26 protein-coding genes and 2 pseudogenes are annotated in these 23,887 nt (G+C 59.8%); 17 read left to right on the top strand and 11 right to left on the bottom strand.

Annotated elements, in window-relative coordinates; all coding sequences use genetic code 11:
• Positions 1-7: 7 nt before the first annotated feature.
• From BBA01S_RS37520 to BBA01S_RS37500, 5 genes are all read left to right on the top strand, one after another.
• Positions 8-1,102: an RNA-guided endonuclease InsQ/TnpB family protein gene (locus BBA01S_RS37520; protein WP_042298542.1), complete on the top strand. Its 1,095-nt coding sequence runs from the start codon at positions 8-10 to the stop codon at positions 1,100-1,102.
• Between the two features lie 75 nt (positions 1,103-1,177).
• Positions 1,178-1,498: a hypothetical protein gene (locus BBA01S_RS37515; RefSeq protein ID WP_027820890.1), complete on the top strand. Its 321-nt coding sequence runs from the start codon at positions 1,178-1,180 to the stop codon at positions 1,496-1,498.
• 108 nt (positions 1,499-1,606) lie between these two features.
• Positions 1,607-1,822 (top strand): FmdB family zinc ribbon protein, encoded by a 216-nt coding sequence (locus BBA01S_RS44620; RefSeq protein ID WP_052392071.1) that lies wholly within the window; start codon positions 1,607-1,609, stop codon positions 1,820-1,822.
• 188 nt (positions 1,823-2,010) lie between these two features.
• Positions 2,011-2,352, top strand: coding sequence for a hypothetical protein (locus BBA01S_RS37505; RefSeq protein ID WP_027820889.1), 342 nt, complete (start codon positions 2,011-2,013; stop codon positions 2,350-2,352).
• Between the two features lie 262 nt (positions 2,353-2,614).
• Complete coding sequence (locus tag BBA01S_RS37500) at positions 2,615-2,818, top strand: helix-turn-helix domain-containing protein (protein WP_156966249.1); 204 nt, start codon at positions 2,615-2,617, stop codon at positions 2,816-2,818.
• Between the two features lie 337 nt (positions 2,819-3,155).
• Here the strand turns inward: BBA01S_RS37500 and BBA01S_RS37490 are convergent, their stop codons facing one another.
• On the bottom strand, positions 3,156-3,464 hold the full coding sequence (locus tag BBA01S_RS37490) for an H-NS histone family protein (protein WP_027820886.1): 309 nt from the start codon (positions 3,462-3,464) through the stop codon (positions 3,156-3,158).
• Between the two features lie 405 nt (positions 3,465-3,869).
• Here BBA01S_RS37490 and istA point away from each other — a divergent pair, with 405 nt between their 5' ends.
• A complete protein-coding gene (gene istA, locus BBA01S_RS37485; protein WP_027820885.1) occupies positions 3,870-4,886 on the top strand; it encodes an IS21 family transposase in 1,017 nt (338 codons plus the stop codon).
• Positions 4,883-5,671 (top strand): IS21-like element ISRso19 family helper ATPase IstB, encoded by a 789-nt coding sequence (gene istB, locus BBA01S_RS37480; protein ID WP_027820884.1) that lies wholly within the window; start codon positions 4,883-4,885, stop codon positions 5,669-5,671. Before istA ends, istB begins: the two co-directional genes overlap by 4 nt.
• Positions 5,672-7,333: 1,662 nt before the next feature.
• Here the strand turns inward: istB and BBA01S_RS47395 are convergent.
• Both BBA01S_RS47395 and BBA01S_RS44615 read right to left on the bottom strand, forming a co-directional pair.
• A protein-coding gene (locus BBA01S_RS47395) for an IS3 family transposase (protein WP_407668374.1) occupies positions 7,334-8,469 on the bottom strand; the annotation gives its coding sequence in 2 pieces (ribosomal slippage) (positions 7,334-8,205 and positions 8,205-8,469; 1,137 coding nt in all).
• A gap of 53 nt (positions 8,470-8,522) precedes the next feature.
• Positions 8,523-8,906 (bottom strand): DUF1223 domain-containing protein, encoded by a 384-nt coding sequence (locus BBA01S_RS44615; protein ID WP_245641715.1) that lies wholly within the window; start codon positions 8,904-8,906, stop codon positions 8,523-8,525.
• 242 nt (positions 8,907-9,148) lie between these two features.
• On the opposite strand from BBA01S_RS44615, the gene BBA01S_RS37455 reads away from it, so the two are divergent.
• The 3 genes from BBA01S_RS37455 to BBA01S_RS37445 all read left to right on the top strand — a co-directional run bounded on the left by BBA01S_RS37455 (position 9,149) and on the right by BBA01S_RS37445 (position 10,938).
• Positions 9,149-9,787: a cytochrome b/b6 domain-containing protein gene (locus BBA01S_RS37455; protein ID WP_027820880.1), complete on the top strand. Its 639-nt coding sequence runs from the start codon at positions 9,149-9,151 to the stop codon at positions 9,785-9,787.
• A gap of 18 nt (positions 9,788-9,805) precedes the next feature.
• Positions 9,806-10,582, top strand: a complete 777-nt coding sequence (locus BBA01S_RS37450; protein ID WP_027820879.1) for a molybdopterin-dependent oxidoreductase — start codon at positions 9,806-9,808, stop codon at positions 10,580-10,582.
• 62 nt (positions 10,583-10,644) lie between these two features.
• Entirely contained in the window at positions 10,645-10,938 is a 294-nt protein-coding gene (locus BBA01S_RS37445; protein ID WP_027820878.1) for a pentapeptide MXKDX repeat protein, read from the top strand.
• Positions 10,939-11,196: 258 nt separating this feature from the next.
• Here BBA01S_RS37445 and BBA01S_RS37440 read toward each other — a convergent pair whose 3' ends face one another.
• From BBA01S_RS37440 to BBA01S_RS47390, 3 genes are all read right to left on the bottom strand, one after another.
• Positions 11,197-11,892, bottom strand: coding sequence for a hypothetical protein (locus tag BBA01S_RS37440; protein ID WP_027820877.1), 696 nt, complete (start codon positions 11,890-11,892; stop codon positions 11,197-11,199).
• Complete coding sequence (locus tag BBA01S_RS44610) at positions 11,880-12,572, bottom strand: globin family protein (protein ID WP_052392070.1); 693 nt, start codon at positions 12,570-12,572, stop codon at positions 11,880-11,882. The genes BBA01S_RS37440 and BBA01S_RS44610 overlap by 13 nt, the downstream gene beginning before the upstream one ends.
• A gap of 121 nt (positions 12,573-12,693) precedes the next feature.
• Positions 12,694-12,948, bottom strand: a complete 255-nt coding sequence (locus BBA01S_RS47390) for a hypothetical protein (protein ID WP_156966247.1) — start codon at positions 12,946-12,948, stop codon at positions 12,694-12,696.
• 634 nt (positions 12,949-13,582) lie between these two features.
• Here BBA01S_RS47390 and BBA01S_RS37425 point away from each other — a divergent pair.
• The 3 genes from BBA01S_RS37425 (at position 13,583) to BBA01S_RS37415 (ending at position 16,297) form a co-directional block, all read left to right on the top strand.
• Entirely contained in the window at positions 13,583-14,674 is a 1,092-nt protein-coding gene (locus tag BBA01S_RS37425) for an IS5 family transposase (RefSeq protein WP_027820875.1), read from the top strand.
• 591 nt (positions 14,675-15,265) lie between these two features.
• Entirely contained in the window at positions 15,266-15,544 is a 279-nt protein-coding gene (locus tag BBA01S_RS37420) for a hypothetical protein (protein WP_027820874.1), read from the top strand.
• A 555-nt stretch (positions 15,545-16,099) separates the two neighbouring features.
• Positions 16,100-16,297, top strand: a complete 198-nt coding sequence (locus tag BBA01S_RS37415) for a hypothetical protein (protein WP_027820873.1) — start codon at positions 16,100-16,102, stop codon at positions 16,295-16,297.
• Positions 16,298-16,740: 443 nt separating this feature from the next.
• Here BBA01S_RS37415 and BBA01S_RS37410 read toward each other — a convergent pair whose 3' ends face one another.
• A complete protein-coding gene (locus BBA01S_RS37410; protein WP_027820872.1) occupies positions 16,741-17,088 on the bottom strand; it encodes a hypothetical protein in 348 nt (115 codons plus the stop codon).
• 167 nt (positions 17,089-17,255) lie between these two features.
• Between BBA01S_RS37410 and BBA01S_RS45605 the strand changes: the two genes are divergently transcribed.
• The 3 genes from BBA01S_RS45605 to BBA01S_RS44600 all read left to right on the top strand — a co-directional run bounded on the left by BBA01S_RS45605 (position 17,256) and on the right by BBA01S_RS44600 (position 18,457).
• Positions 17,256-17,705: an NUDIX hydrolase gene (locus tag BBA01S_RS45605; RefSeq protein WP_084162786.1), complete on the top strand. Its 450-nt coding sequence runs from the start codon at positions 17,256-17,258 to the stop codon at positions 17,703-17,705.
• 136 nt (positions 17,706-17,841) lie between these two features.
• Complete coding sequence (locus tag BBA01S_RS47735; protein WP_167336088.1) at positions 17,842-18,108, top strand: HAD family hydrolase; 267 nt, start codon at positions 17,842-17,844, stop codon at positions 18,106-18,108.
• Positions 18,101-18,457 carry an HAD-IA family hydrolase gene (locus BBA01S_RS44600; RefSeq protein ID WP_167336087.1) on the top strand — a complete coding sequence of 119 codons (357 nt, stop codon included), beginning with the start codon at positions 18,101-18,103 and terminating at the stop codon, positions 18,455-18,457. The genes BBA01S_RS47735 and BBA01S_RS44600 overlap by 8 nt, the downstream gene beginning before the upstream one ends.
• Positions 18,458-19,025: 568 nt before the next feature.
• On the opposite strand, the gene BBA01S_RS37400 is transcribed toward BBA01S_RS44600, so the two are convergent.
• The 4 genes and pseudogenes from BBA01S_RS37400 to BBA01S_RS37385 form a co-directional block, all read right to left on the bottom strand.
• Positions 19,026-20,693, bottom strand: a complete 1,668-nt coding sequence (locus tag BBA01S_RS37400) for a Na/Pi cotransporter family protein (RefSeq protein WP_027820871.1) — start codon at positions 20,691-20,693, stop codon at positions 19,026-19,028.
• A 129-nt stretch (positions 20,694-20,822) separates the two neighbouring features.
• Positions 20,823-21,833 (bottom strand): inorganic phosphate transporter, encoded by a 1,011-nt coding sequence (locus BBA01S_RS37395; RefSeq protein ID WP_027820870.1) that lies wholly within the window; start codon positions 21,831-21,833, stop codon positions 20,823-20,825.
• A 12-nt stretch (positions 21,834-21,845) separates the two neighbouring features.
• On the bottom strand, positions 21,846-22,472 hold the full coding sequence (locus tag BBA01S_RS37390; protein ID WP_027820869.1) for a DUF47 domain-containing protein: 627 nt from the start codon (positions 22,470-22,472) through the stop codon (positions 21,846-21,848).
• Positions 22,473-22,814: 342 nt separating this feature from the next.
• Positions 22,815-23,138: pseudogene (locus BBA01S_RS37385) on the bottom strand (IS5/IS1182 family transposase); the annotation flags it as partial.
• A gap of 375 nt (positions 23,139-23,513) precedes the next feature.
• Here BBA01S_RS37385 and BBA01S_RS48725 point away from each other — a divergent pair.
• Positions 23,514-23,798: pseudogene (locus BBA01S_RS48725) on the top strand (hypothetical protein); the annotation flags it as partial.
• Positions 23,799-23,887: the final 89 nt, after the last annotated feature.

Genomic DNA, 23,887 nt, shown 5'->3' with positions numbered 1-23,887 from the left:
TCTGCTTATGGAATACGTCAAGACGCTCAAACTGCGAATCAAGGACAAACACGCGAGATCGATGCTTGCGATGTCGCGTGACGTGAACATGGTTTGGAACTTCTGCGCTGAGACGCAGTTCCGCAGCCTCAAGCGGTACACCAGCAAGCCGAAGGTCTGGCTGTCGGGCTTCGACCTGTGCGGCCTCACGGCGGGCTTCTCGAAGTGCGAAGGCGTCACGGTCGGCAGCGGCACGGTGCAGCAGGTCTGCAAGGAGTATGCGACGCGGCTTAAGCAGTTCAAGCGGCAACGGCTCAACTGGCGCGTCAGCAGCAGAAAGTCGCCGAAATACTCGCTTGGCTGGGTTCCGTTCAAGGGCGACCACATCAAGTATCGGAACGGCCAACTGCATTTCAACGGGCTGAAAATCGGCCTGTGGGACAGTTATGGGTTGTCGAAGTACGAGTTCGGCTCCGGCAGTTTCGGCGAAGACTCGCGCGGTCGCTGGTACGTCAACATCGCGGTCAAGGTTAAGGTCGAAGAAAAGCGCGTGCCGGATGGCACGACGGCTATCGGTATCGACCTTGGCCTGAAAACTCTCGCGACGTACAGCGACGGCACATCGTTCAATCCGAAGAGGTTCTATCGCGAGTCGGAAGCTGCGCTGGGTATCGCACAGCGGGCTCGCAAGAAGCGTCGCGTGAAGGCCATCCACGCCAAAATCGCGAATCAGCGTAAGGACGCAATCCACAAGGAAACGACCGCGCTGGCAAAGCAACATGCAGCAATCCTCGTCGGCAACGTGAACGCGAAAGCGCTGGCAAGAACGAGTATGGCGAAGTCCGTACACGATGCGGCGTGGACGACGTTCAGGACACAACTCAAGTACAAAGCCATCAGGCAGTGCGTCGTGTTCGCAGAGGTTAACGAAGCGTTTTCTTCCCAAACTTGCTCGTGCTGTGGCGTTATCCCGCCCAGCAGTCCGAAAGGTAGGGCCGGACTTGGAATAAGGCAGTGGACGTGCTGTTCATGCGGGTCGGTACACGACCGCGACACGAACGCCGCACGGAACATTGTCCGCCTGGGACATCAGGCGCTAGAAGTAGGAATCTCCGGGGTTTAGCCCGGAGAGGATGTCAACGAAGCGAAGAACTATTACGATGGTCGTCTCCAGAGGAGGCGATCAGGTGGACATATCATGGATGATGAGACCGGCGAAAAAATCGGTGCGGTAGCCGGCAGGCTTGTGCAGCAGATCATTGAACTCGGACTGACCTGGGACGAAGCCGTGGCCGCATTTGGTCTAGCCGCGAGAGCGACTGCGCAGGCTGCCGCGAGTGCTGGGGCGGATTCTGGTGACGACTGTGTTGCGATTGCGCGCCAGCAATTGATGGAGGCGTTTGAATTCGATGTGCGGGTCATCGTCACGACGAACGAGCCAGATGGTGCCGTAAACGAAGAGAACGACAATCCACTGCTCGCGACGGCGCTGCGTCGCCACGGCAGCAAGTTGCACTGAGCTGGAGGACGCCAGCGCGGTGAAGCAGGCTTATGTTCAGGTCGGCGCTGAGCGGCTTGAACCGCAGCAGGAATTGCGCATCTGGCCAGTTCCGAAGGAGGGTGAACGATGACGCGAGCCGGACAAGTGCTGTACGTCTACAAATGCGCCGAATGTGGCCACCGCGGCGAGCAGCGGCTCGATGGCGATTCGCACGACGGCGAGGTCTCGACCTGCTCCTTCTGCGGCGCGCCAGTCGCGCTTGAATGGGACGGTGGCGTCACGTTCGATACGTCGAAGTCGATCGCGGATGAAGCGATTGCACGAGCCCGGGCGCGAAAGTAACGCATTAGCCACAGCAAACATCGACCTTTGCACACGATTCAAGCTCCCGCAGTTCACGACCGATAACTGTGTTGTCGGCGGTCTGCTGCGGTGTGCAGGCACGGAGGCAGAGGCGCAGCGCGTGCTGAACTTTCGAAATCTAACGGGCGCCGAATAATCATAACGAAGCCGAAAAGGGGAGGTCAGGCATGAAGGTCCACGCAGGCGCGCTCGCGCTGCTGGGCTGGCTGGCGCAACGCGAAAGTGCGTCAGTCAGTGAGATTACGGCTTCGGGATTGATGGGCTCACGCGAAGCCTCGGATGTCATCCGGTACGCTCTGCGCAACGGTGCCGTTGTCCGGGCAAACGGCGCCGCAGCCCGGCGAGGCTCTGTGCGCTACCGGTCAACGGGCGTTCCGCTGCCCGAGCCACGCGCTACGGCAGTCGAGGCGTCTTTCGACGGTCTGTTGCGTGCGTGGGGCATCGCTCAGGAGCCTCCCCAGCTTCGCGTACTCGATGCGCGGGTCTACCAGATCCCGGATACACGGTAGGAAGTCTGAGTACTTCAGCCGACGTGCTGTCGAATGTGCGGCTGCCGCGTCAGGGCCGCCCTTCAGCCTGCTCCCAGCGGCAGGGGCGCCCGTCCTGATGTTTGTGTTGCCTTCCTGTTCGAGCCTGAAAGAGCTGGCGGCGTGATTTTCCCGCCTGACTGGTCGGTCTCTCCAGCCGCAAACGGGCTTGGCCAGCGCGTCGCGGCGGGAAATCACCTGATCGTGGTGGTTATGACAAAATGTCCCTTCTGATCGAATCCCGGTGCGACATTTTGCTCAAATTATGAAGCCTGCTGATCTTGCTTACGCGCTGGCCCGCCTTGGCTGGACCCAAGCCACCTTCGCGGAATACGCCGGATACGACCGGCGGACGGTTGGGCGGTGGATCAGCGGCGAATCGCCCATCCCGCTGCTCGTAGAGAGGCACATCGACCTGCTGATCGCGATTCGCGACCGGATGCCTTGAGCGGCATGGGTAACACGCTCCCATGGATGGGTACCAATGTCACGATGCGGTTGGATCACTTCTCCAGGGCATCATAGATCGGCCTCAGAGCACGCACACTGATTTCGCATGAGGTTCAGCCTGCTCAATGCAATGGGCGCGGAGGAGCATACGTTTAACCCGAGCGGACAGACATACCCGGCGGTGCGCCAGACAAACCCTGAGGCGGCTGGGTTGGACGATCTCGTGCTGTGCGGCGATTTTCAGTTGAAACTCCCCCCACTGGATCAGTTTTGCACACACCTCAACAGTTGCAGACAGTGAGGAACCCCGCATTGCGGGGTTCCTGGGCATCCTTTCAGCCAATGAGGAATTGTGTCCGGTCCTTGCCCGCGATCCAGGCGGGGGGCTTACCACGCCCGCTCCACGTTGCCCCTGAGTCCGGGTCGCGGTACTTGGCTGCGACAGGGCCACGAGCGACACCGGCACCGGAGCCGCGCGGGGCGCCACGGCGAGCACGCGTGAATTGGACTTCTTCATGCAGGTCGTATTCATCGACAAGCTGCCGAATCTGTTCCAGCGCGTTCGCCACTTCCTCTTCCCGGACTGCCGCAATCTGCGCTTCCAGTTCGGCGCGCTGCGCCAGCAAAGTCTGGTATTGAGACATCACCTTTTCGGCAGGCACCGTTGCCTTGGGCTTATCGAAAAATGTCGTTGCCTGTTCTACTGCATTCTTCTTTGCGGTTGCCATCGTCTTTTCCGTAAGGGGAGGTCAAGGAACCCGCGATGCGGGGTTCAGGTTTTTAACTAGGCACAAAATTGAAGCTGTAGTTTCATGCACTGAAGTCCACGGGGGGCACTTTCCAGCTCCAGCCTACGCGGCAGAGCGGATGCGCTCATACGAAAGTGCAGCGGCTGGCTCCGTGAGCCCCGTCTCTACGTCGGTCGCTCTGAGCATCAGATGATCCAGATAATCGCTGGCTTTGGCAAATATCTGTTAGCGCCGATGTAAAACTGACCCGCCGAAGTAAACCTGACCCACCTGGGAGAGGATGGCGGCTTTTTGCCGCCGATGCTGACTCAGGAGCAAGCAGTGGAAATCAAGGTATTGGCAAGACGCGGAACGGCGGTACGGGAGATAGCGCGGCAAACGGGTTTATCGCGCAACACGGTGCGCCGCTATCTGCGGGACGAGCAGGCGGCCCGTTACAAGCAACGTGAGCCACGCCCAACGAAGCTCGACCCGTTCAAGGACTATCTGCTCGAACGTGTCGCCGCAGCGCGCCCGCACTGGATTCCGGCGACGGTGCTGCATCGGGAACTGCAGGAAACCGGGTACGAAGGGGGCATCAGCCAGCTCAAGGCATTTCTGGCGCCATACAAGCGCCACGAAGCGGAGCCCGTGATTCGGTTCGAGACGCCACCGGGCAAACAGATGCAGGCCGACTTCACCTTCATCCGTCGTGGCCGTGCGCCGCTGCTGGCGCTGGTCGCGACGCTCGGATACAGCCGCGCGAGCTTCGTGCGCTTCACCGCCGGTGAGGACGCCGCCACGCTGTGCGAGTGCCTGCGCGAAGCGTTCGTCTACTTCGGCGGCACACCCGAGCACGTGCTGTTCGATAACGCGAAGTCCGTGGTTATCGAGCGCGACGCGTTCGGTGAAGGCGAGCATCGATGGAACACCCAATTGCTTGCGGTGGCCGAAACCTACGGCTTCACGCCGAAGGTCTGCCAACCCTATCGGGCCAAGACCAAGGGGAAGGTCGAACGCTTCAACCGCTACCTGAAGGAGAGCTTCGTGGTGCCGCTCGCAGCGACGCTCAAGCAGTCGGGGCTGAAGCTGGATGTCGAAGCCGCCAATGCGCGCATTGGCCGTTGGCTCGCGGAAGTCGCCAACGTGCGCGTGCACGCCACTACACGCGAGCGTCCTGCAGCGAGGCTGGCACTCGAGCAGGCAGCGCTGCTGCCGTTGCCAACGCCAACATCGGCGCCAGGGCCTGCGCCTTCGAAGCTGCGCCGGGTGCTGCCGCGAGAGAGCCTTCAGCATCCGCTTGCAGTGTATGACGCGCTGCTGGAGGTCGCCGCATGAATCTCCAACACGAACGAATTGCCGGCCTGTGCACGCAACTGAAGCTCGACCGTATCGCCAGTGACTGGGGAGCGCTCGCGCAGCACACGGCGACGACCGATGCCAGCCTTGCCGACTTCCTGGAGCAACTGCTACAGGCGGAGCTCAATACACGCGAGGAGCGTAAGCGCCAGACGCTCACGAAGCTCGCGTCGCTGCCCGCCATCAAGACGCTGGAGCAATATGACTTCGGCTTCGCCAGCGGTGCGCCACGGGCCCAAATACAGGAACTGGGAAATCTGGCGTTCATCGAGCGGGCCGAGAACGTCGTGTTGCTTGGCCCGTCTGGGGTCGGCAAGACACACATCGCCAGTGCATTGGCGTATCGGGCAACACAGGCCGGTATCAAGACGCGATTCATCACGGCTGCGGACCTGATGATGCAACTGGCGACGGCGCACCAGCAAAATCGATTGCGGGAGTTCTTCAATCGGGCGGTCATCGGGCCAAGGCTGCTCGTTATCGACGAAATCGGCTATCTCCCGTTCGGGCGCGAGGAGGCGAACCTGTTCTTCAATGTCGTCGCCAAACGTTATGAGCGCGGCTCCATCGTGTTGACGAGCAACCTCCCGTTCACACAGTGGGCCACAGCGTTTGCTGACGACCAGACGCTCACCGCCGCCATGCTCGACCGGCTCCTGCATCACGCCCATATCGTGCAAATCAGTGGTGAGAGCTACCGGCTAAAGGACAAGCGAAAAGCTGGACAAACAGGAACGCGGGCAGGCGCGAAAGCCGCCGCGTGACACAGGGCCCGGGTGGGTCAGATTTACTTCGGCGAATCGCCGAAAGGCGGGGCAGAATTGAATCGGCGTTGACAAATATCTCAAGACGAACCGCGCCAAGCATCCGATCGTACTCATTTACGACGCTTCTCAGGCCGGCGAGCAGCCTGTCCGATAATTCGCCCCAGTTCCCGGTTGTGTGGAAGTCGTTCAATGCCTGCGCCAGTTCCGCTTCGACCGCATCGAAATGCTCCGTCGGTAGCCTTGCGTAGCCCGCGCGCGCTACGTATCTGGTGAGGATGCAGACCTGGGCGAAATGATTTATCAAGCCACGGTCGACGTCACCGCGCAGCGCGCGCTCCAGAAACAGGCGCGTGCGCAGTATCAGGTTGGACGCCCGGTCGTGGCCCATGGGCAACAGCATGGCCTTCGAACGTCTGGCCGAAGGGCGTGAAGGTTTTCTGTTGGACATGGAGTGGTCGGGAGAGGTCGGGGTGCGGGCCGAGATGGGGGCAGCCCAGTTGGTTTCAAGAGGAGACGTCGCAACTGGCCCGGGCCCAATGCTAGTGTTCCTTGCCGTCCAGAAAACGCGTCGCTGATCTGCTGCCCCCGCGTGACCTCGTCGCTACGAAGATAGTTGGACGTGGTCGTCATGGCGGTGTGCCGCAGGTTGCCCCTCACGGTGGTGAGTTCCGAGCCGCACCCCAGACGTAGGGACAATTGAAACTGTCATCGGCGGAACCTGTGCATAGGCGTTTTGCCTCTACAGAGCGACGATTGCGATTTCACTGCGAGCGAAGCCCCGGATTTTTAACGCCCCGGTTCAACGGTGGCATTGGTTCCGACGTCGGGAGCTTTACATATCCGGCCCTTTCTCCTTATGATTGAGTGGTGTTCCGAGGGCACCATGACGCAAATCAAAGCGAGTAATTCAAATCTACAGTCGTCATGGAACGTGAACATTCGCAAGAGCGCGGCTTAAGCTGCCCGGCGAATTTGAACCTGCCACGCTGTGCAGGTTTTTTTGATAGCTTCGCAAACGTTTTCCTGCAAGTTATGTCGCCTCTAATAGGGGTTGGTCTGGCAAACGCGCGTCTGATCGCGAGGATCTCTCCGGGCAGCCACAAATCAACGGCACCGTTTGAGCAGTCTCCAATCGGCAGGCAAGCGGCGAGCGTGTACATGCCATGCACGGATTCTGTCTGCTAGCAGCATGCCCTTCGAAGTTATCTTTTTGCCAGTCCGGTGCTTGATCGAATGGATTGGCTTGCCACAGCGACGCGTAGCCGATCTTCAACTATGCAATTGCACGACCTATGCTTAAGCGACTCTTGGAAACTGAGCTACCTGGTTCCATTCTTGTACGGCTCATAGGGATTCTATGCCTCTTTAGTTCCTGTTCGACCAGTGCAGGAACGACCAAGACGGCGCACGAACTGGATGCAGCGCTGGAAAGCGCTGTTCAATGCAAACCTGAAGCCTGGGAAAAGCTTGTCGAGAGCAACGAAGAATCTGGCTCAGAAGTGTTCAAGTCGCTTGGGATCGTTCAACATTCCGGTGACGTAGAGACGGCCTATCTGTTGCCAGCAGGAACCAGGTTATTCGGATATCGTGCGAACAACAGAGGTGGCCTCACTTGTTCGGACAGTCTTCTGAGATTTTTAAGTGGAACGTCCGGGGCAATCATGCTGCCGATTTGATCGCAGGCAGCGTCGCGAAGTATGCCTCATCCGGCGTCTGATCCGCCAGGCTCGAATGGGGCCGTTTCCGGTTGTACAAGCTGATGTACTCGCCGATGGAGCGCCGGGCATGGCTGACCGCCTCGTACGCCTTCAGGTAGACCTCTTCGTACTTGATGCTGCGCCACACCCGTTCGACGAACACGTTGTCCCGCCAGGCCCCTTTGCCGTCCATCGACAGCCGGACGCCTCGGCTCAGCACGGCCTCCGTGAACGAATTCGCCGTGAACTGGCTGCCCTGATCCGTATTCACCATGTCTGGCAGCCCGTAGCGGGCGAACGCTTCTTCCAGCGCCTCAACGGCATGCGTAGCTTCCAGCGTGATGGCAACCCGGTGCGCGAGAATCTTGCGACTCGCCCAGTCCACCACCGCCGTCAGGTACACGAAGCCGCGAGCCATCGGAATGTACGTCGTGTCGAGGGCGAACACCTGATTGGCACGGTCGATCTTCATGCCGCGCAGCAGGTACGGCCAGATATTGTGTTGTGCGTTGCGACGACTCGTGTTCGGCTTGCAGTACAGCGCCTCCACGCCCATGCGCTTCATCAGCGTGCGTACGCGACGGCGACCGACTTCATGGCCCTCCCGACGCAACAGGCGCGCCAGCATCCGTGCCCCGGCAAATGGAAACTCCATGTGCAGCTCGTCGATCCGCCGCATCAACAACTGATCCGCCTCGCTCACCGGCTGCGGCCGGTAATACACGCTCGATCTCGCGATGCCGACGGGCCGGGCCTGCTGCGAAACCGGCAACGCATGGCGACGGTCGATCATCGCTTTGCGCTCAACAATCCTGCTTTGGTGAGCGCGCCTTCTAAAAAATCGTTCTCCAGCGTCAACTGCCCGATTTTCGCGTGCAGCGCCTTCAGATCTACCGGCGGCTCATTCGAGGGCGTGCCTGCCGCGCCGAACACATCCGCCGCACGCTCCTGCAATTGCCGTTTCCATTCCGTGATCTGGTTCGGATGCACATCGAACTGCTGCGCCAGTTCGGCCAGCGTGCGCTCGCCCTTGACCGCTGCTAGCGCCACCTTCGCCTTGAACGCCGCTGAGTGCGTGCGTCGGGTTCTCTTCGTCATCTTTCGGGTTCCTTTGCCAGCATTATCGCTGGCTCAGGCCCCGGCCGCTCCACTTATCCGGCTGTCCGAATTTGCGTGGCCACCTCTACGCGTCCGGCTTCGCGCTTTGCGCTCACTGTGGCGGCTGACTCGACGTTGCGCGTCGCCTGATCAATGGCCGAGCTGGCCGCAACGCGGTTGGAGCCCACGACCTCGACCTTGCCGTCTATGACTATTTCTGGCGTGTATTCAAAGTCACGAAAGTGTTGCGCGTAATCGGCCTGACGCGCATCGGCGCCGTCGAACGAGAAGGAGTCCTTCCAGCCGAGCTGATTCCAGTACGTGACATGAAACGCAAGGGGCAGAACGTCCGGGCGCGTGACGCTTAGTTCAGACAGAAAGCGATCCGCGGGCGGACACGACGAGCAGCCTTGCGATGTGAACAGCTCGACGACCACGGGACGCGGGGCGGCGGCGAACGCCGGCGATACGCAGAGCGTTGCGGCGCAGATTGCAGTGAGAGAGCGGGCTAACATGGACTGACTCCAGATAACGTCGGCATAGTTAATACGCTCGTGCGACTGAAATGGTTACAGCGACAACGCTCGCGTGATGCCGCGAATAAAAAATTTTCGGCACGTTGTAACCACTTCGCTTTCCCGAGCGAACTTAGGGCTATCCGATCGTCATGGTGATCGACATGGAAACGATGAAAGCGGAACTCGCTGCGGCGCACAAGACCTCCGGGCGCGCTCCCCGGATTCACCCGCTTTGGCTGCGTGTCACGCATTGGCTCAACGCATTCGCGGCGCTGATCATGATGTTTTCCGGCTGGCGCATTTACGATGCGTCCCCGGTGTTCGCCGGCTTCGTCATTCCGCCATCGATCACGCTGGGAGGCTGGCTGGGCGGCGCGCTGCAATGGCACTTCGCGGCGATGTGGCTGCTGGTTGGCAATGGGCTCGTCTATCTCGCCCTCAACCTCGCGAGCGGCCGGTTCGCTACAAAGTTCTTTCCGCTCTCGCCGCGCGGCGTGCTGAAGGATCTTGTTGCTGCGTTGCAAGGCCGGCTCGACCATGGCGACTTGCGGCAGTACAACGCGGTACAGAAGCTCGCGTATCTCGTCGTTATCGTCGATCTGATCGTGCTCGTGTTGTCCGGCCTCGCGATCTGGAAGTCGGTGCAGTTTCCGCTGCTACGTGAACTGATGGGCGGTTACGACAACGCGCGCATCGTGCATTTTTGCGCGATGTCGGTGATGGCCGCATTCGTCGTTGTGCATGTCGCGATGGTGGCGCTGGTGCCGCGCTCGCTTTTGACCATGTTACGGGGCCACTGATTCGTCGGGATAAACGCCATGAACATCAAGGACACGCGCCGTATTACGCTCGACCGCGACGCCATTCTCGCGGACGCGCGCCGCGAACTGGACATGCCTTCGCGTCGCCTGTTCGGCAAGCGGCTGCTGACGCTTGGCGGTTTGTCATTGCTGACGGGTTGCTCGGTTACCGACAACGATTCGGTCAACCAGTTTCTAAGCGCGGTATCCCGCTTGAATGATCGCGCGCAGGCGATGTTGTTCGATCCGCGCCGGCTTGCGCCGACCTACACCGAAGCGCAGATCACGCGGCCATTTCCGTTCAATGCGTTCTACGGAATCGACGAAGTTCCGGAAGTCGATGGCAGCGACTATCGGCTTCAGGTTGGTGGACTGGTCACGGGCAAGCGCACCTGGTCTCTGCCCGAACTCTATGCGCTGCCGCGAACCGAGCAGATTACGCGGCATATCTGTGTCGAAGGATGGAGCGCAATCGGCCGTTGGGGCGGGACGACTTTCGCGGACTTTCTGCGCCGCGTGGGCGCGGATACCACGGCAAAGTATGTCGGCTTTCGTTGTGCGGACGACTATTACGAGAGCATCGACATGCCGACTGCGCTGCATCCGCAGACCTTGCTCACGTTCGACTACGACGGCAAGCGCCTGCCTGCGAAATACGGCTATCCGATGAAACTCCGAATGCCGACCAAACTCGGCTACAAGAACCCGAAGCATATCGTCGAACTCTTCGTGACCAACACCTTCCCGGGTGGTTATTGGGTCGATCAGGGCTACAACTGGTTCGGCGGGTCCTGAATATATTTGTTTTCGGCATCCGCATGCACGGATGCCATTTTCACCCACCAAGGAGATCAGCAATGAAGCGAATTATCACGGCAGTCCTCGCAGCGACACTGGCAATGGGCGCATCGGCAGCGTTTGCGCAAGCAAGCGATGCGATGGCAAAAGACTCGATGTCGAAGGACTCGATGTCGAAGGACTCGATGTCGAAGGACTCCATGTCAAAGGACTCCATGTCAAAGGACTCGATGGGCAAGGATGCGATGAGCAAAAAGAGCATGTCACACGATTCGATGAAGAAAAGCAGCAAGATGAAGAAGCACGATGCGATGGGTATGGACCATCCTGCATCGGGTTCGATGTCGCAGTAAGCCGGGGTGCACGATGCGGGGAGATGGGGCGTATAGCGTGACGCACCGTGGCGCACTCTTTGCTCCCCTGCACCAACGGCTCGCAAGCGACGGAACTGACAAAGCGTCCGTCGCTTCGCCTTGTATGCTCAGGGGAATCAGCAGCGAAGGCTAAGCTGTGCCGACTGCGAGTTTGCGTTTGACGCCAGCCTTTGCTCGGGCTGGCATCTTCCGCTTGATGGCAGGAACTATCTGAAACGCGGCATTCAATATGTCTAATTATTCTGCCGCCCTTGCCGACATATACTGCTCGCGTACTGCCAGCCCGCCGTAGGGCATATGAGACGCAGTCACTGTCGCGACGTAGTCCGAATAGGCATAGTTCACCCGCGCGACCGCAACCGGCTTTTTCATCAGCGACGCCAGGGTGGTGTCGCCAGATGTCGATGCCGGAACTCCGAGAGCGCGCCGGAGGTTTTCCACGGCAATCTTCCAGCTCTGCCGGGCCTCGGACTCGGTCATGTCGCGACGGTACAGATTGACGGCCATGAGTGTGTGCGCCGGTCCAAAACTAAACCATATTTCGCTCACGGGCGGCCCATTCGTGCCAAGCAACTGCGCGGGCACGCCCCGGCATCGCAGGTAGCGCAGCCCGCGTGACAGCGCGTCGCAATGCACGTTTTCGTGGATCATCTTTACGGCGATCTGGGCCTCGGTGCTGCGGTCAAGCTGCAACCCTAGCGCCGGTCGACCTGGCGCCGCAGTCAAGCCTCTTTCACGCGAGATGGCGTTCTGCTGAATCGCGAGCACAACATGGGGATCGATGCTGTTGACCGGACATCCGATACCCAGATTCGCCAGAGCCTTCCGGCCCTGTGGCGTGTGCATCCAGCCAATCGCCGCGACGCTTAGGCAAGCCGCCGCGACGATCCCGGTCGTGAGGCGCGTCGTTCGCGCAGCGGTTAGCTGGAACATGATGTGGCCACCGTCGGAGACAGATAGACCGGGCCGCCAGGTGTCGCATTGGTTATGGTGGTGCGCAGGTTGAACAACGTGGGCACCGCGCTGTACTGAAATTTGGTGCCAACCGCGATGCCGGCCGAATTTTTCTCGGTGAGCTCGTATGTTCCATTTGTCGTCGAGGTCAAGGCCGAAAAATCGGCGGCAGGCAGCTTGCTTTGCAACGTTGCGACCAGGTCCACCATGAACTGGTCGAATACGCAGCCAGGCACGCCAACATCGTTATGAGCGGTCGTCATGTCCTGACACATTTCCGGTTGCGCGTCGATATCCCCGCTAACCTTGACTGGCCCCGGATAGGTGTACGGGCCGCCGAGGAGCGATTCGAACTGGAGCGTGAGACAAGCCTCGAGTCGGGCAGGCGTGTCATGGGCAGCGCTGCTACGAGTGGTATTGCCGGATACCGCCGCGAAATACGGCGCCTCGACCGGATCCGCGAGGAGACCGGTGACTGCGGAGTTGACGATGCCTGCTACGGCCGGGGGCGCCGCCGAATCACCACCGAGCGCGGACCAGATTGCCTGATTCTCTGGGTGTTGCACCACCCGTGTCGTAGTAAGGTCATTCCCGCCACCGCACGCACCCAGTGAAGCCAGCGTTGCCGCAGCCAGCGCGATGCCAACAGTTCGATTCATGAATTGTCTCCTGAGGTCGCCATCGCGACGCCGGTTCCCGACTCGGGGCGCTATCACACTAGCGGGATGGCAAGCGCTTATACGTATCGCTAAAGAAATCGGATGCAGAAGGCGCGCATCCTCATTGACCGTTTCCGGCTGGCGCCGTCTGCATCATCGGAGGATTGGCGGGCGCTTGAGGGGTCTGGCTTTTTGCGGCGAGCTGAGCCTGCTGCGCCTGCGGCAGCGGGCTTGTCGGTCCGGATATTGGGTCTCCATGCCAGGTCATACCTGCCGTTGCCGCACTATGCGCATTGCCCGCGGCGAATACGGCATGGGGCAGGGCGCTGCTCGCAATCGCAAAGAGGGCTGCAATGGTCGTCATCAGTGTTCTCATCGCCTGGCTCCTGGTTATGTCCCGCCGGTACGGCAGGGCAATAACGGGAGTTACGTTCGAGACTGTTTGCCGGATGCATGTTTTTAAAGGCTACCGCCGCGACCGGATTTCCATGCCGGCTCTGCCGATTCGTCGCGGAGCGATTTTTGGTTCAATAGGATGCCGTTGTTCCTGGTCAGCATGTCGATACAATTTCGCCGCGCGCGATATTTCAATCTTTGTGGCACTTTTATGCGCGCTCTGACTTTTACTTCTTGCTGATAGTGTCCGTGCTTCAATCGGGTTGAAGACAACGGATATGTGGCGGAAGGTTTGCTGTGCTGAAATTGCTGATCCCGTGCTGGGCGCGGAGGAGGCCACCGAGGCCGCGCGACATGGTGCGTTTCTGTTCGCTGAGCGACGCATGTCCGAGGTCGAGGTCATTGAAGTGCGAAGCGACGCTTTGCAGAAACGCAACGTTGCATTTCATTCGCCAGCAACGTTGCACTGGCGAGAAAAAGGGTGGGGCACGCTACGCTCATGCAGACGCGGGCCATTCTCGACGCCGCCGGTGTTCCGTACATTAGCAGGCCGTTGAAATAACGCCGTCCATGCTGCACGATGTAGTTCTGCGAAACAAGGAAGAGATCGAGAGATGCGAGGCGCCGACAGCTACAACGAATCGCTGTTCAGCACGGTGAGGTTGGAGGAGTTTGTGCCGCAAACCCACCCGCTGCGTCAGATCCGGACGTGGCTGAACGAAGCCCTGAGCAAGATGGATGGGAAGTTCGCCAAGATGTACGAAGCGGATATCAAAGGTGGTCGCCCGAGCATCGCGCCAGAGAAGCTGATGCGGGCGATGCTGCTTCAAGTGCTGTACAGCATCCGCAGCGAGCGACAACTGGTCGAGCAGCTCTCGTACAACTTGCTGTTCCGGTGGTTCGTTGGCTTGTCGATCGAGGACGCGGTCTGGAATCACTCGGTGTTCAGCAAGAACCGGGATCGACTGCTGGAATTCGACGTCGTCACGGACCTGTTCAACGAGACGGTGGAAACGGCGCAGAAGCGCTGCCTGCTGTCGGGTGATCACTTCAGCGTGGATGGCACGTTGATCCAGGCGTGGGCCAGCCACAAGAGTATCCGGCGCAAAGACGGTAGTGATGACGACCGGCCGCCGGGCAGTTGGCATGGCGAAACGCGCAGCAACGAAACCCATGAATCGAAGAGCGATGGCGACAGCCGCCTCTATCGCAAGAGCTGCGCCGCACCGGCCCTGCCGAGCTATCTTGGCCACGTATTGACGGACAACCGGCATGGTCTGGTGGTCAATGTTCAGGCGAGCCAGGCGAACGGCCGGGCAGAACGGAGAGTGGCCGCCGAGATGTTGCGGGACGTATCGGATCCAGACCGACGCATCACGGTTGGCGCGGACAAGGGCTATGACACGCGAGGTTTCGTCAAAGCGTGCCGGGATACCAACGTGACGCCGCACGTCGCGCGCAACACGAAGCGCAGCGGCGGCAGCGCCATTGATGGGCGTACAAGTCGGCATCTGGGGTATGCGCTGAGCCAGCGCAAGCGGAAATGCATCGAACAGTGCTTCGGCTGGGGCAAGACGATCGGGCCGCTGCGACAGGTGATGGTGCGCGGGCTGGAGAAAGTGGATCAATTGCTCACGCTGACGATGGCGGCCTACAATTTGACGCGACTGAGATCGTTGGCCGCTTTGCGCCCAAAAAGCGCGTGATGCGCCGAAATCGGTGCTTGCGAACGTCAATCGCGAACTGAGTTGCGCTATTTGAACTGAAATCGAGCGTTTCGCGGCGTCCGCCGCGACGCACGCAAGGAAAAATGCGTCAGACCGGGTGGTATTTCAACGGCCTGTTAGGAAGCGAATGTTTGGGCCAATGGGCCGCGAAGCGCTTCGCCCTTGATGTCCATGCTTGCCGCCACGCAATTCGACAACGCCCCCGATGCTGGGCCCGCGACTGGAGCGTTGGCATTCGGGCATCGTATGCCCTCCGCCTGGCTTCGCCGGTGCCGTGTACGTGCCCATTGCACCCCGTCAGCTCGGCCCTTTCGTCATAAAAATGTCACAATCCGGGCTTCGAGTCGCGAGTCAATCTCGCAGAATGGAATTTGGTTTGGGATTTAACGGAATGAAAGGAAGTCTGGGACGGCTGTCGAGCCTTCTACTGGCAGCGGAACCCGAAAGTGGGGTCAGCCTTGAGCGCGATCGACTGGATTGGGCGGTTGGTCTGCGCACGTCTATGCTGGTGTGTGCCGGCAGCGTGTTGGGTCTCTACCCATGCTGTCGCGACTGATATGGAGGCACGCCATGACACGAACCTATGATTACGAAGGCTACACGCTGGAGATATCGGCCGAGGCGGAGATGAAGACCGGCGCGAACTTCCGCGAGGCGGTGTGGGCCCGGACTGGGTATGTCGCAATCGTGCGTATCTTCCGGGCACAGACCACGGTCGCGATGTTTTCGCCATTGCGTTTTGGCGAGGCGGGTGGGCGGCCCTTCGCCTCGGAAGCGGATGCCCTGATGGGCGGCTTCAGCGCGGCGAGCAAGATTGTGGACGATCTCTCCTGCCACGATCCTCATTGAGTTCGTCATCGCGCATCTGTAGCAACCGTTTCAGGCGCAACGGCCGGATCATGGCGGTGAAATTCCCGTCGGCGGTGCTCATGCTCGATCGCGGCGGCGTCCCATATAGTGGGGAAACACCTGGGTCAAAGCGAATATTGGAGTCCATTCAACGAAGTTAGAATGTCTGCTCTAGATCAGCCCCGCTCCCGCCGCCCGGGATTGTGGGGCTCCTGATCAGAGCCGCAGTGGCAGCGGTCCGTTCGCGTTGACGGGAACCTGAGAGATAACCGATGAGCATTCGTGAAAAGATGCCGGAAGCCACAACCGCCATCCGGGCGACTCCCCACGTCGCCAGCGCTGCGAACGCTCGCCCGTATTTCTTCCAGTCACGGAAACAAGGCATCACCCGCCGCTCACACGCGTCGAAGTTGGCTCCGTGATGTCACGGGTGTCGTTCACATGAACGACGCCTTGCCCAGATTTTTCAGCTCTGTTTCGCGTTTGTGTTGTGACATGACCGCGAAGCCGGTCCATCCGTTCTTTCTACTGTTACGACGTCGGAAGGGAGCCAACATGCTGAGTCCCCACGAGCTGGCCACATTGCTGCTGCTCAAGGATGCGCCCGGGCGCATTGAGATGGACCGCGCCGAACTGGTCGCGCTGCGCGCGCTTGAACTGGTCGTGGACGAGTCTCCTGAATCGGATATTGCGTATCCTCGTGTGACACCCCGCGGCGACGCGGTGCTGCGCGCGATTGCACGGGTGTACTGACCAGCGGTCAGAGACGTTTGTCATCAAGACGGGCTAGTGTTCCTGAGCGCGTGGTCCATACCGTGGGCTGCAATCCGGTGTTCCCGAGGAGACTGACGTGGACTCATCCTGGTTGGGCATGGCGTTTGGGGTGTTCGTTCTGGTGATCGCCACATGCGGCGCACTCGCGCACTACCGGCGGGAACGACGCAGGGCCAATCTGCTCCGCAATCTCGATCATCATGAATGGTGTCACTGGATCCGTTCGCGAGATTGAGCCAGGTGGCAATGCGTTCGAGGCTTGATGCCCGCTCTGAATGTCCGGAAACCGCGACGAAGAATGCTGCGTGCGTTGGCCAATCGGTATCGATATGGACTCTGCATCGCGCGATCAACGAGGGGAATCGGAGTGTGGTGCGGCCAACTTCAGCCGGAAACACTAACGCGCTCAGCCGCGATGTCCGTCACTCCTCCGTGCTGCTCTCACTGCTGGCCGTCACATCCTTGTTGCGCGTGGTATGCCGGGCGAATAGTCTGCGCCTCGTCTCATGCACTAATTGGCTTAGCTCATGGCGCGTGTACCACGGCCACCAGGCGAGGTGATAAAAAAGCAGACAGGCGCCTCGCCAACCGTGCCGCCATGCGCGGGGCATCTGGTCGGACGGGAAGTCTTCAAGAGACCGGTAACCCAGAGACACGACGCCGATGGACATCCAGATCGCGGCCAGAACCAGTGTCGGGATCGAGATGACACAGGCGCACGCGAAGATCCCCAGCGGCAGGCAGATTTCGAACGCAGAACGGGTTTTCATCTGATTTTCTCCCCGTCAAAATAGGCTGTCCGACACCGCCTCCCAGTTGCGGCATCGGGCCCGAGCATTGCTGACACGAGCGCACCCGGTCAAACCCAGCCCTTGGCTCCTAAGGCAGGGTTTGGATTCGTCTAAAAAATATAGCACCTGTGAGGAAACCTGGAAGCATGAAAGAGAGAGCCACCATCGTTTGCTGGCAACATGACAGGATCCTCCTCGTCGAACGGGGGCGATCGAGGTGGTCGCTGCCGGGCGGAACCATCCGTCGTGACGAATCGCCGGTGGAAGCGGCGAGGCGAGAACTCGCTGAGGAAACCATGCTCGATGGTTGCGAACTGGGTTACCTGTTCCAGTTTGGTGGTTTGAACAAGCGCCATCACGTGTTCTTTTCCGTGCTGCCTGACGATGCCCGACCGACCCCGAACAACGAAATTCAGCGATGCCGGTGGTTTCGTCCGCGCAAGGTGGCTACGCTCATAACCAGTGTGCCGACCCGCGAAATTGTCGACCTGCTGTTCAATCAGGAAACTGGTGCAAACTCGCGGAATGCTCCGGTGGTGCTCGCGCAGTCAGGCGGTTGTCTGCGCAACCAGGGACACACTACGCCGGCATGTTAGCTGGCACCGTCCGGCATACAGCTATTCCCGGTACAGCCCGCTGGATAGCGCCCGGAATACAGTCTCCTTTTTTCGAAAATCCGATTCGGCAGAGAGCCACGCCAGGTAGATGGGTGCGGCGGGCCAAGATTGATCAATGAATTCTTTCGCACTTGTGCTGTTCGATATGGACGACGTCCTGTGTCACTACGACCGCAAGGCACGCGTTCGGGGGCTGGCCGCGCTCTCTGGCCGCACGGAGCAAGAGGTCATCGACGCCGTCTGGTCGTCAGGCCTTGAGGCCAGGGCTGACGCGGGCCTGGTTGACGATGACCAATATCTCGCCGAAACAGGAAGGCTGCTTGGTTGCAGGGTCGCAGAGAAAGACTGGCTCAGGACTCGAAAACAGGCGATGCATGCCTAACCATGCAGTGCTGGATCTGGCATCGGCAGTGTCGAAGGTTTGCCGGATTGCGGTGCTTACCAACAATCCGCAGATAGTGGCGACCAACATCACGTACCTCTGTCCGGAAGTCGCCGGTATTTTCGGTGAGCTTGTCTTTGCTTCCGCGTCGTTTAAGGCAGCGAAGCCCGAAACGGCTGCCTTTCATCGCTGCCTGGACCTGCTCGGGGTCGTGCCGAACCGGGCATTGCTTATCGACGATCTCCGGAGCAATGTCGACGGCGCCCGCCTTGCAGGACTTCACGCCCATCAATACACGGACAGTAGCGCGCTTCGCGAGGTGCTGGTGTCCTGCAATCTGGTGGATTGAGTGGTTGAGTAAGCGCCATGCCCCGTATTTCCCGATGCGCGTGAAATGCAGATGGAGCGCGCCTCTCTGGGTGACACGACGCATGGAGGCGCTAATCAAGAAACGGGTGTAGGAGGCTCCAGGCGTAGCCTAGCGACGCCGTTGTGACACCTCATGGAGGGCATACACGGTCAGGATGACTCCAATCAGAATGGCAGTGACTGCCAGTGACTGATGTGTCTCTCCTGCGGGGCCCAACGCCACAGGGTGGCACCAGATGGTCACGCCAGCAATCGAAAGGAGCAGCCCGCTGGCGAGCAACCAGAACGGTGTGGCGGTTCGAGAATGGAGCTTATGCGAGAGTTTCATTATTCAATTGCCCGAACGGCACTATCTCAAGACTCAGATACCTTGCTGAGCCCTTGGTTATGAGGCTCCCCACAGCATACGGCGCGCGGCCCAGTGCGACAAGTTGACCGTGACCCCGGTGTTGCATTTTTCTCAACGGAGGCCAGACAAGCCGCCCGACCGTATGCCCACCTATCTGCACAACACATTGAGCGAAATCCGACGCGCACTGCCCGGCAAGCTATTCTTTGGTGTGCAGACTGTCGAGCGAACGCTTGCGGAGGCGGGTTTCATGAAGCGCGCCCGCAGCGTCGAGCACGGGATAGGCGGTCGCGCAGAAGAGCGAGTTCAGCCTCTTCATGTTGCTGATCAGATCCAGGTGCAGGGCACTCGTTTCCACACTGCGCAGCGACTGTCCTGCAAGCCGGTCCAGATGCTTGTGCGAATACACGCGCTCCAGATCGCGAAAGCGTTCCTTTTCGGCCAGAAGCTGCTCTGCGCAGCGCAGGTCATTGTTGAGAAACACGGACAGCCCAAGGCGCAGATTGCTCACCAGTCGCGCGTGCAGATCATCGAGTTCACCCAGGCCCTCCTCGGAGAAGGCGAGCCGCTGGGATATCTTCTTCTCTTCGATGTCGCTGACGATACGCTCGATGATGTCGCCAGCGTGTTCGAGATTGATGGTCAGCGAGATGATGTCCGTCCATCGACGGCTTTCGGCCTCATCGAGCTGCTCACGCGAGATCAGCGTGAGGTAGTTTTTGACCTCGGCGTACAACTGATCAACGTCATCGTCCATGCGCATGGTTTCGCGCGCGACGGCGAGATCATTGCGTCGGAGGAGCTCCGACACGTTTTCCAGCATGACGCTCACGATGTCTCCGATCCGGAGTACCTCACGCGATGCGTTGGCCAGAGCCAAGCCTGGCGTGACCAGCCCGGCGGGATCGAGATGCAGTGGACGCAGTTCGCCGGACGCCAGCGGTCGGTCAGGCAACCATCGCCGGCTGATGGCGGCGACCCGGTCGACCAGCGTGAGGCAGGCGCAGCATCGCACGGTGTTGTAGATGAGATGGAAGCCGACGACGGCCTCACGCGGATTCGCGATCAGTACCGGCAAGCCGCCTGCAAGCAGCGAGGCAAACGGCAGGATGATTAATGCCCCCAGCAGCTTGAAGGCGAAGCTGCCCACGGAGAGCCGGCGCGCCGCCGCGTTTTGAGGCAGTGCACTCATCAGTGCGAGCAGTCCGCTTCCAAGATTCGCGCCCACAACGAGACATAGCGCGACTTTTAGCGAAATGACGCCGGAGGATGCGAGGGTGGCTGTCAAGAGAACGGCGGCGAGGCTCGAATACGAGAGCATCGCAAATGCCGCCCCGACCAGCGCATCGAGAACAGTGTCCCCGGTGAGGGCACTGAACATCACCCTGACACCCGCGCCCTGCATCATGGGCTGTGCGGTTTCCACAATCAGGTGGAGAGCCAGCAGGATCAGACCGAGCCCGATTAGCGTGCGTCCTGTCTGACCTGCGCGCGTCTGCTTGCGTGTGAGAAAAAGCGGTACGCCAACCAGAATCAGCAGTGGCGACAGCCACGATAGATCGAGTGTCAGCACGCGAGCCATCAGCGCAGTGCCCACGTCGGCGCCCAGCATGATAGTCAGCCCGCTTGCGAGCGACACCATGCCCTGCGCCACAAATGACGTGATGATGACCGCAGTCGCGTTACTGCTCTGCACAAGGCTGGTGACGCCGAGGCCCGCGAGGAAGGCTTTGAGCCGGCTGCCTGTGCTGCGCCCCAGTATCGCGCGAAGATCCGCGCCGAAGACACGCAGGATGCCGGTTCGAACGATATGCGTGCCCCACACCAGAAGTGACACGCCAGAAAGCAGATTCAGAAGGATCAGCACGATAGGCGACGGCTACAGCACGTTCTTGAGGTCCTTTGAAAGGGCGCCTTGCATCTGGCACCTCGACGTGACAATAGTGTCACACACATTGGCGCGGTTCGAGCAGACTAAAAAAACTTGGCCCAGGCGTCAGAGCAGTCGGCTACCGACCCACCATCCCGCGGCGGCCAATGCGGCTGAAGCCGGGATCGTGAGCACCCAGGCCCAGACAATATTGCCCGCGACGCCCCACCGTACGGCGGACAGCTTGTGCGTCGCGCCGACGCCGACGATCGCCCCGGTGATGGTGTGCGTGGTCGACACGGGAATGCCAAAGCCAGAGGCGAGAAATAACGTGAGCGCGCCGCCAAGTTCAGCGCAAAACCCTCCAACGGGCTTAAGCTTCGTGATCTTCTGGCCTATTGTCCGGACGATCCGCCAACCGCCGAAGAGCGTGCCCAGACCCATCGACGTGTAGCATCCTGCGGCCACCCACAGCGGCGGCGCATCGGCATGCTGCGACGCATATCCTGCCGCGATCAGCAGCATCCAGATGATGCCGATGGTCTTCTGGGAATCGTTGCCACCGTGTCCAAGACTGTAAAGCCCTGCGGAAATCAGTTGCAGTCGCCGGAACTGTCGGTCCACCTTGCTTTGAGGCACACGGAAATAGAACCAGGCGATGCAAAGCATGAAGCATGAGCCCAGCACAAAGCCCAGGACCGGCGAGATGACGATGAAGGCCACGGTCTTCATGATGCCGCTGATGTTCAATGCGCCCCAGCCGGATTTTGCAAGCGCCGCGCCGACCAGCCCGCCGATCAGCGCATGAGAGGAACTGGAAGGAATGCCGTAGTACCAGGTGATGAAGTTCCAGCCAATGGCACCGACCAGTGCACCGAACACCACGTAATGATCGACCATCGCCGGATCGATCGTCCCTTTGCCAATCGTGGCGGCGACGCCGAGGTGAAAGACAAAATAGGCGATGACGTTGAACAACGCCGCGAACGCCACGGCCTGATGAGGCTTCAGGACACCGGTCGATACCACGGTTGCAATGGAGTTGGCGGCATCGTGGAACCCGTTCATGAAATCAAACACGAGGGCGATGGCGACCAGCAGGACGACCGTCCAGATGGCGAGTTGAATCGGGTGCATGTGCGGACTCGCTCAGGCGTTTTCGAGCACGATGCCCTGGATGATATTGGCGGCGACCTCGCACTTGTCTGTGATGGTCTCGAGCAGTTCATAGACGCTCTTCAGCTTGATCAGCGTCTTGACATCCTCTTCCTCGCGGAACAGTCGCGAAATGGCGATACGGAGTAACCTGTCGACTTCCGATTCAAGCTCATCGATTGCCGTGCAGCATTGCAGGATCTGGTCCGCCTGCTTCATGTCGGACAGCATGCTGACGGCCTGCTGGACCTGGATGACGGTTCGTGTGCTCAGGCGAGCGAACTCAATGGCGTCATCGGGCAGCGCCTGCACGTCGTAGAGCGTGATGGTGTTCGCGACATCCTCGATGACGTCGATGATGTCATCCAGCGCGTTGATCAACTGCTGGATTTCATCGCGATCGAGTGGCGTGATGAAGGTCTTGTGCAACAGGTCGTTGCAGTTACTCGTGAGTTTGTCGGCCGACTTTTCGATGACCTTGATATTGCGCCGGTGACGCTCCGCGTCCTCGATATTTTCGATCAGCTTTTCGAGCGCGTGACTGCCTTCCACGATATAGCGGGCATGAGCGTTGAAGATCTCGAAGAAGTTGCCATCTCTGGGCATGAACCGGCCGAACATAGGGCATCACCTCAGGTTCGACGGCGCGCCGCTCGCCCCGTCGCGAAAGTGACACATATTACAGCCATTCCGGTTGGGTTCCGTTGCGCCAAAATCCACGAGACCCAACTGCGCGGGCTGCCGTTTGAGACGCGTCCGACTTGCATGCATGACCGCATCCCCCCCTCCGACATCGGACATGCAATAGTCCACATGCTGATGGCAGATATTGGCCGAGGTCGTGTAAAAACACACAGACCGGCCCACCGGTGACACCCGGTTGGGAGCGCACTTGCGTTAGGCCGAGACGCAGGCAGGTGACACGATCGTGTTTACTGGCAAACGACGTCGACGCGCGGGAGTTCACGGGCCTGCCAGCTTCATTGCACGCATCGTCTTTGCGAACCCGAGAATCCTGATGACCCGTTTTAGGTTGTAGGCCAGCACGTGCAAACTCTTTTCAGCGGCGACATGGCCATGTGCCCTCGTCTGGAAATGCGTCGTCTCCATCCAGTGCTTGAGTGTGCCGAACACGTGCTTAACCGTCCGCCGTCGCATCGTCATGGCGTCGAGCTGGCGATCCAGCCTGGACTGCATCGCCTCAAACACCGCTTCGTGTTGCCGTAGAGGAAAACACAATTGCCCCTCGGGGCAAGCGCAGTTGCCCCAAACCCCGATAGTGAACCCCCCGCTTTTAGACAAAACTGCGATGTCACAGTTCGGATGAGGGCGCGCCGTCGCGCGCGTTCCCAAAGTGTTTTGACGGAGAACCCGATGCGAATGGGAAGCGCTATGCCTGACTATTACGCGCTGAGTCCTGGCATGGGCTTCGGGGCTCGCCAACGGGCAGCCGTTCCCCTCGCTCGGCTCGCGCGACAAACCCGCCCAGAAAGTTGTTGTCGCCCGTAATCGGATTGCCCTCGCTGTCGACAAACGCCATGCCGCATTTCGCGCCCTTACCGGGGGTTTGTGAATTCTCCATTTCATAGAGCGTGATGGACCAGAAGTTCTCCGCTGGAATGACTACGTGATCCATCTACCGGTGAACTAGCCCCTCCGGGCAAAGAGGCGAACTGGCTGGCTACGCCAGCAGGTCGCGGCTATTTCGTCATCTTCCGGCTCTATGGCCCGAGTAAGGTCGCCATCCTGAGACAGTGGGTTCCGGGCGACGTTGAGCGGGTCAAGTGGCCGGCGTTATCGCTGACCGAAGATGGCGTGCTTACGGGACGTCTGGCTTGCGTTAGAGCCGGACGTCTCACTCCACTGATGCTGAATTCGCCCGGAGCGACGACGCCCCATTTGCTCGCCTGTTCGATGTCCGATTTCTGGTGGCGAGCGGACGTCTGAGCGTCCGATTAACGGGAGCGGCGAGTGACGCTTCATGGCCGAGGACGTGTAAAAACGAGCAGAACGGCCGACCGGTGACGCCCAGTAGG

It is taken from the genome of Paraburkholderia bannensis NBRC 103871, from assembly GCF_000685015.1.
GTDB lineage: Bacteria > Pseudomonadota > Gammaproteobacteria > Burkholderiales > Burkholderiaceae > Paraburkholderia > Paraburkholderia bannensis.
The sequence above is the reverse complement of the archived record's forward strand: the minus strand, read 5'-3'. Positions and strand labels throughout refer to the sequence as shown.

What these genes read in the sequence shown, in the direction of transcription:
- BBA01S_RS37520 (WP_042298542.1), top strand. Translation starts at nt 8, where the DNA reads ATGGAATACGTCAAGACGCTCAAACTGCGAATCAAGGACAAACACGCG.
- BBA01S_RS37515 (WP_027820890.1), top strand. Translation starts at nt 1,178, where the DNA reads ATGGATGATGAGACCGGCGAAAAAATCGGTGCGGTAGCCGGCAGGCTT.
- BBA01S_RS44620 (WP_052392071.1), top strand. Translation starts at nt 1,607, where the DNA reads ATGACGCGAGCCGGACAAGTGCTGTACGTCTACAAATGCGCCGAATGT.
- BBA01S_RS37505 (WP_027820889.1), top strand. Translation starts at nt 2,011, where the DNA reads ATGAAGGTCCACGCAGGCGCGCTCGCGCTGCTGGGCTGGCTGGCGCAA.
- BBA01S_RS37490 (WP_027820886.1), bottom strand. Translation starts at nt 3,464, where the DNA reads ATGTCTCAATACCAGACTTTGCTGGCGCAGCGCGCCGAACTGGAAGCG.
- istA (WP_027820885.1), top strand. Translation starts at nt 3,870, where the DNA reads ATGCTGACTCAGGAGCAAGCAGTGGAAATCAAGGTATTGGCAAGACGC.
- istB (WP_027820884.1), top strand. Translation starts at nt 4,883, where the DNA reads ATGAATCTCCAACACGAACGAATTGCCGGCCTGTGCACGCAACTGAAG.
- BBA01S_RS37455 (WP_027820880.1), top strand. Translation starts at nt 9,149, where the DNA reads ATGGAAACGATGAAAGCGGAACTCGCTGCGGCGCACAAGACCTCCGGG.
- BBA01S_RS37450 (WP_027820879.1), top strand. Translation starts at nt 9,806, where the DNA reads ATGAACATCAAGGACACGCGCCGTATTACGCTCGACCGCGACGCCATT.
- BBA01S_RS37445 (WP_027820878.1), top strand. Translation starts at nt 10,645, where the DNA reads ATGAAGCGAATTATCACGGCAGTCCTCGCAGCGACACTGGCAATGGGC.
- BBA01S_RS37440 (WP_027820877.1), bottom strand. Translation starts at nt 11,892, where the DNA reads ATGTTCCAGCTAACCGCTGCGCGAACGACGCGCCTCACGACCGGGATC.
- BBA01S_RS44610 (WP_052392070.1), bottom strand. Translation starts at nt 12,572, where the DNA reads ATGAATCGAACTGTTGGCATCGCGCTGGCTGCGGCAACGCTGGCTTCA.
- BBA01S_RS47390 (WP_156966247.1), bottom strand. Translation starts at nt 12,948, where the DNA reads ATGAGAACACTGATGACGACCATTGCAGCCCTCTTTGCGATTGCGAGC.
- BBA01S_RS37425 (WP_027820875.1), top strand. Translation starts at nt 13,583, where the DNA reads ATGCGAGGCGCCGACAGCTACAACGAATCGCTGTTCAGCACGGTGAGG.
- BBA01S_RS37420 (WP_027820874.1), top strand. Translation starts at nt 15,266, where the DNA reads ATGACACGAACCTATGATTACGAAGGCTACACGCTGGAGATATCGGCC.
- BBA01S_RS37415 (WP_027820873.1), top strand. Translation starts at nt 16,100, where the DNA reads ATGCTGAGTCCCCACGAGCTGGCCACATTGCTGCTGCTCAAGGATGCG.
- BBA01S_RS37410 (WP_027820872.1), bottom strand. Translation starts at nt 17,088, where the DNA reads ATGAAAACCCGTTCTGCGTTCGAAATCTGCCTGCCGCTGGGGATCTTC.
- BBA01S_RS45605 (WP_084162786.1), top strand. Translation starts at nt 17,256, where the DNA reads ATGAAAGAGAGAGCCACCATCGTTTGCTGGCAACATGACAGGATCCTC.
- BBA01S_RS47735 (WP_167336088.1), top strand. Translation starts at nt 17,842, where the DNA reads ATGAATTCTTTCGCACTTGTGCTGTTCGATATGGACGACGTCCTGTGT.
- BBA01S_RS44600 (WP_167336087.1), top strand. Translation starts at nt 18,101, where the DNA reads ATGCCTAACCATGCAGTGCTGGATCTGGCATCGGCAGTGTCGAAGGTT.
- BBA01S_RS37395 (WP_027820870.1), bottom strand. Translation starts at nt 21,833, where the DNA reads ATGCACCCGATTCAACTCGCCATCTGGACGGTCGTCCTGCTGGTCGCC.
- BBA01S_RS37390 (WP_027820869.1), bottom strand. Translation starts at nt 22,472, where the DNA reads ATGTTCGGCCGGTTCATGCCCAGAGATGGCAACTTCTTCGAGATCTTC.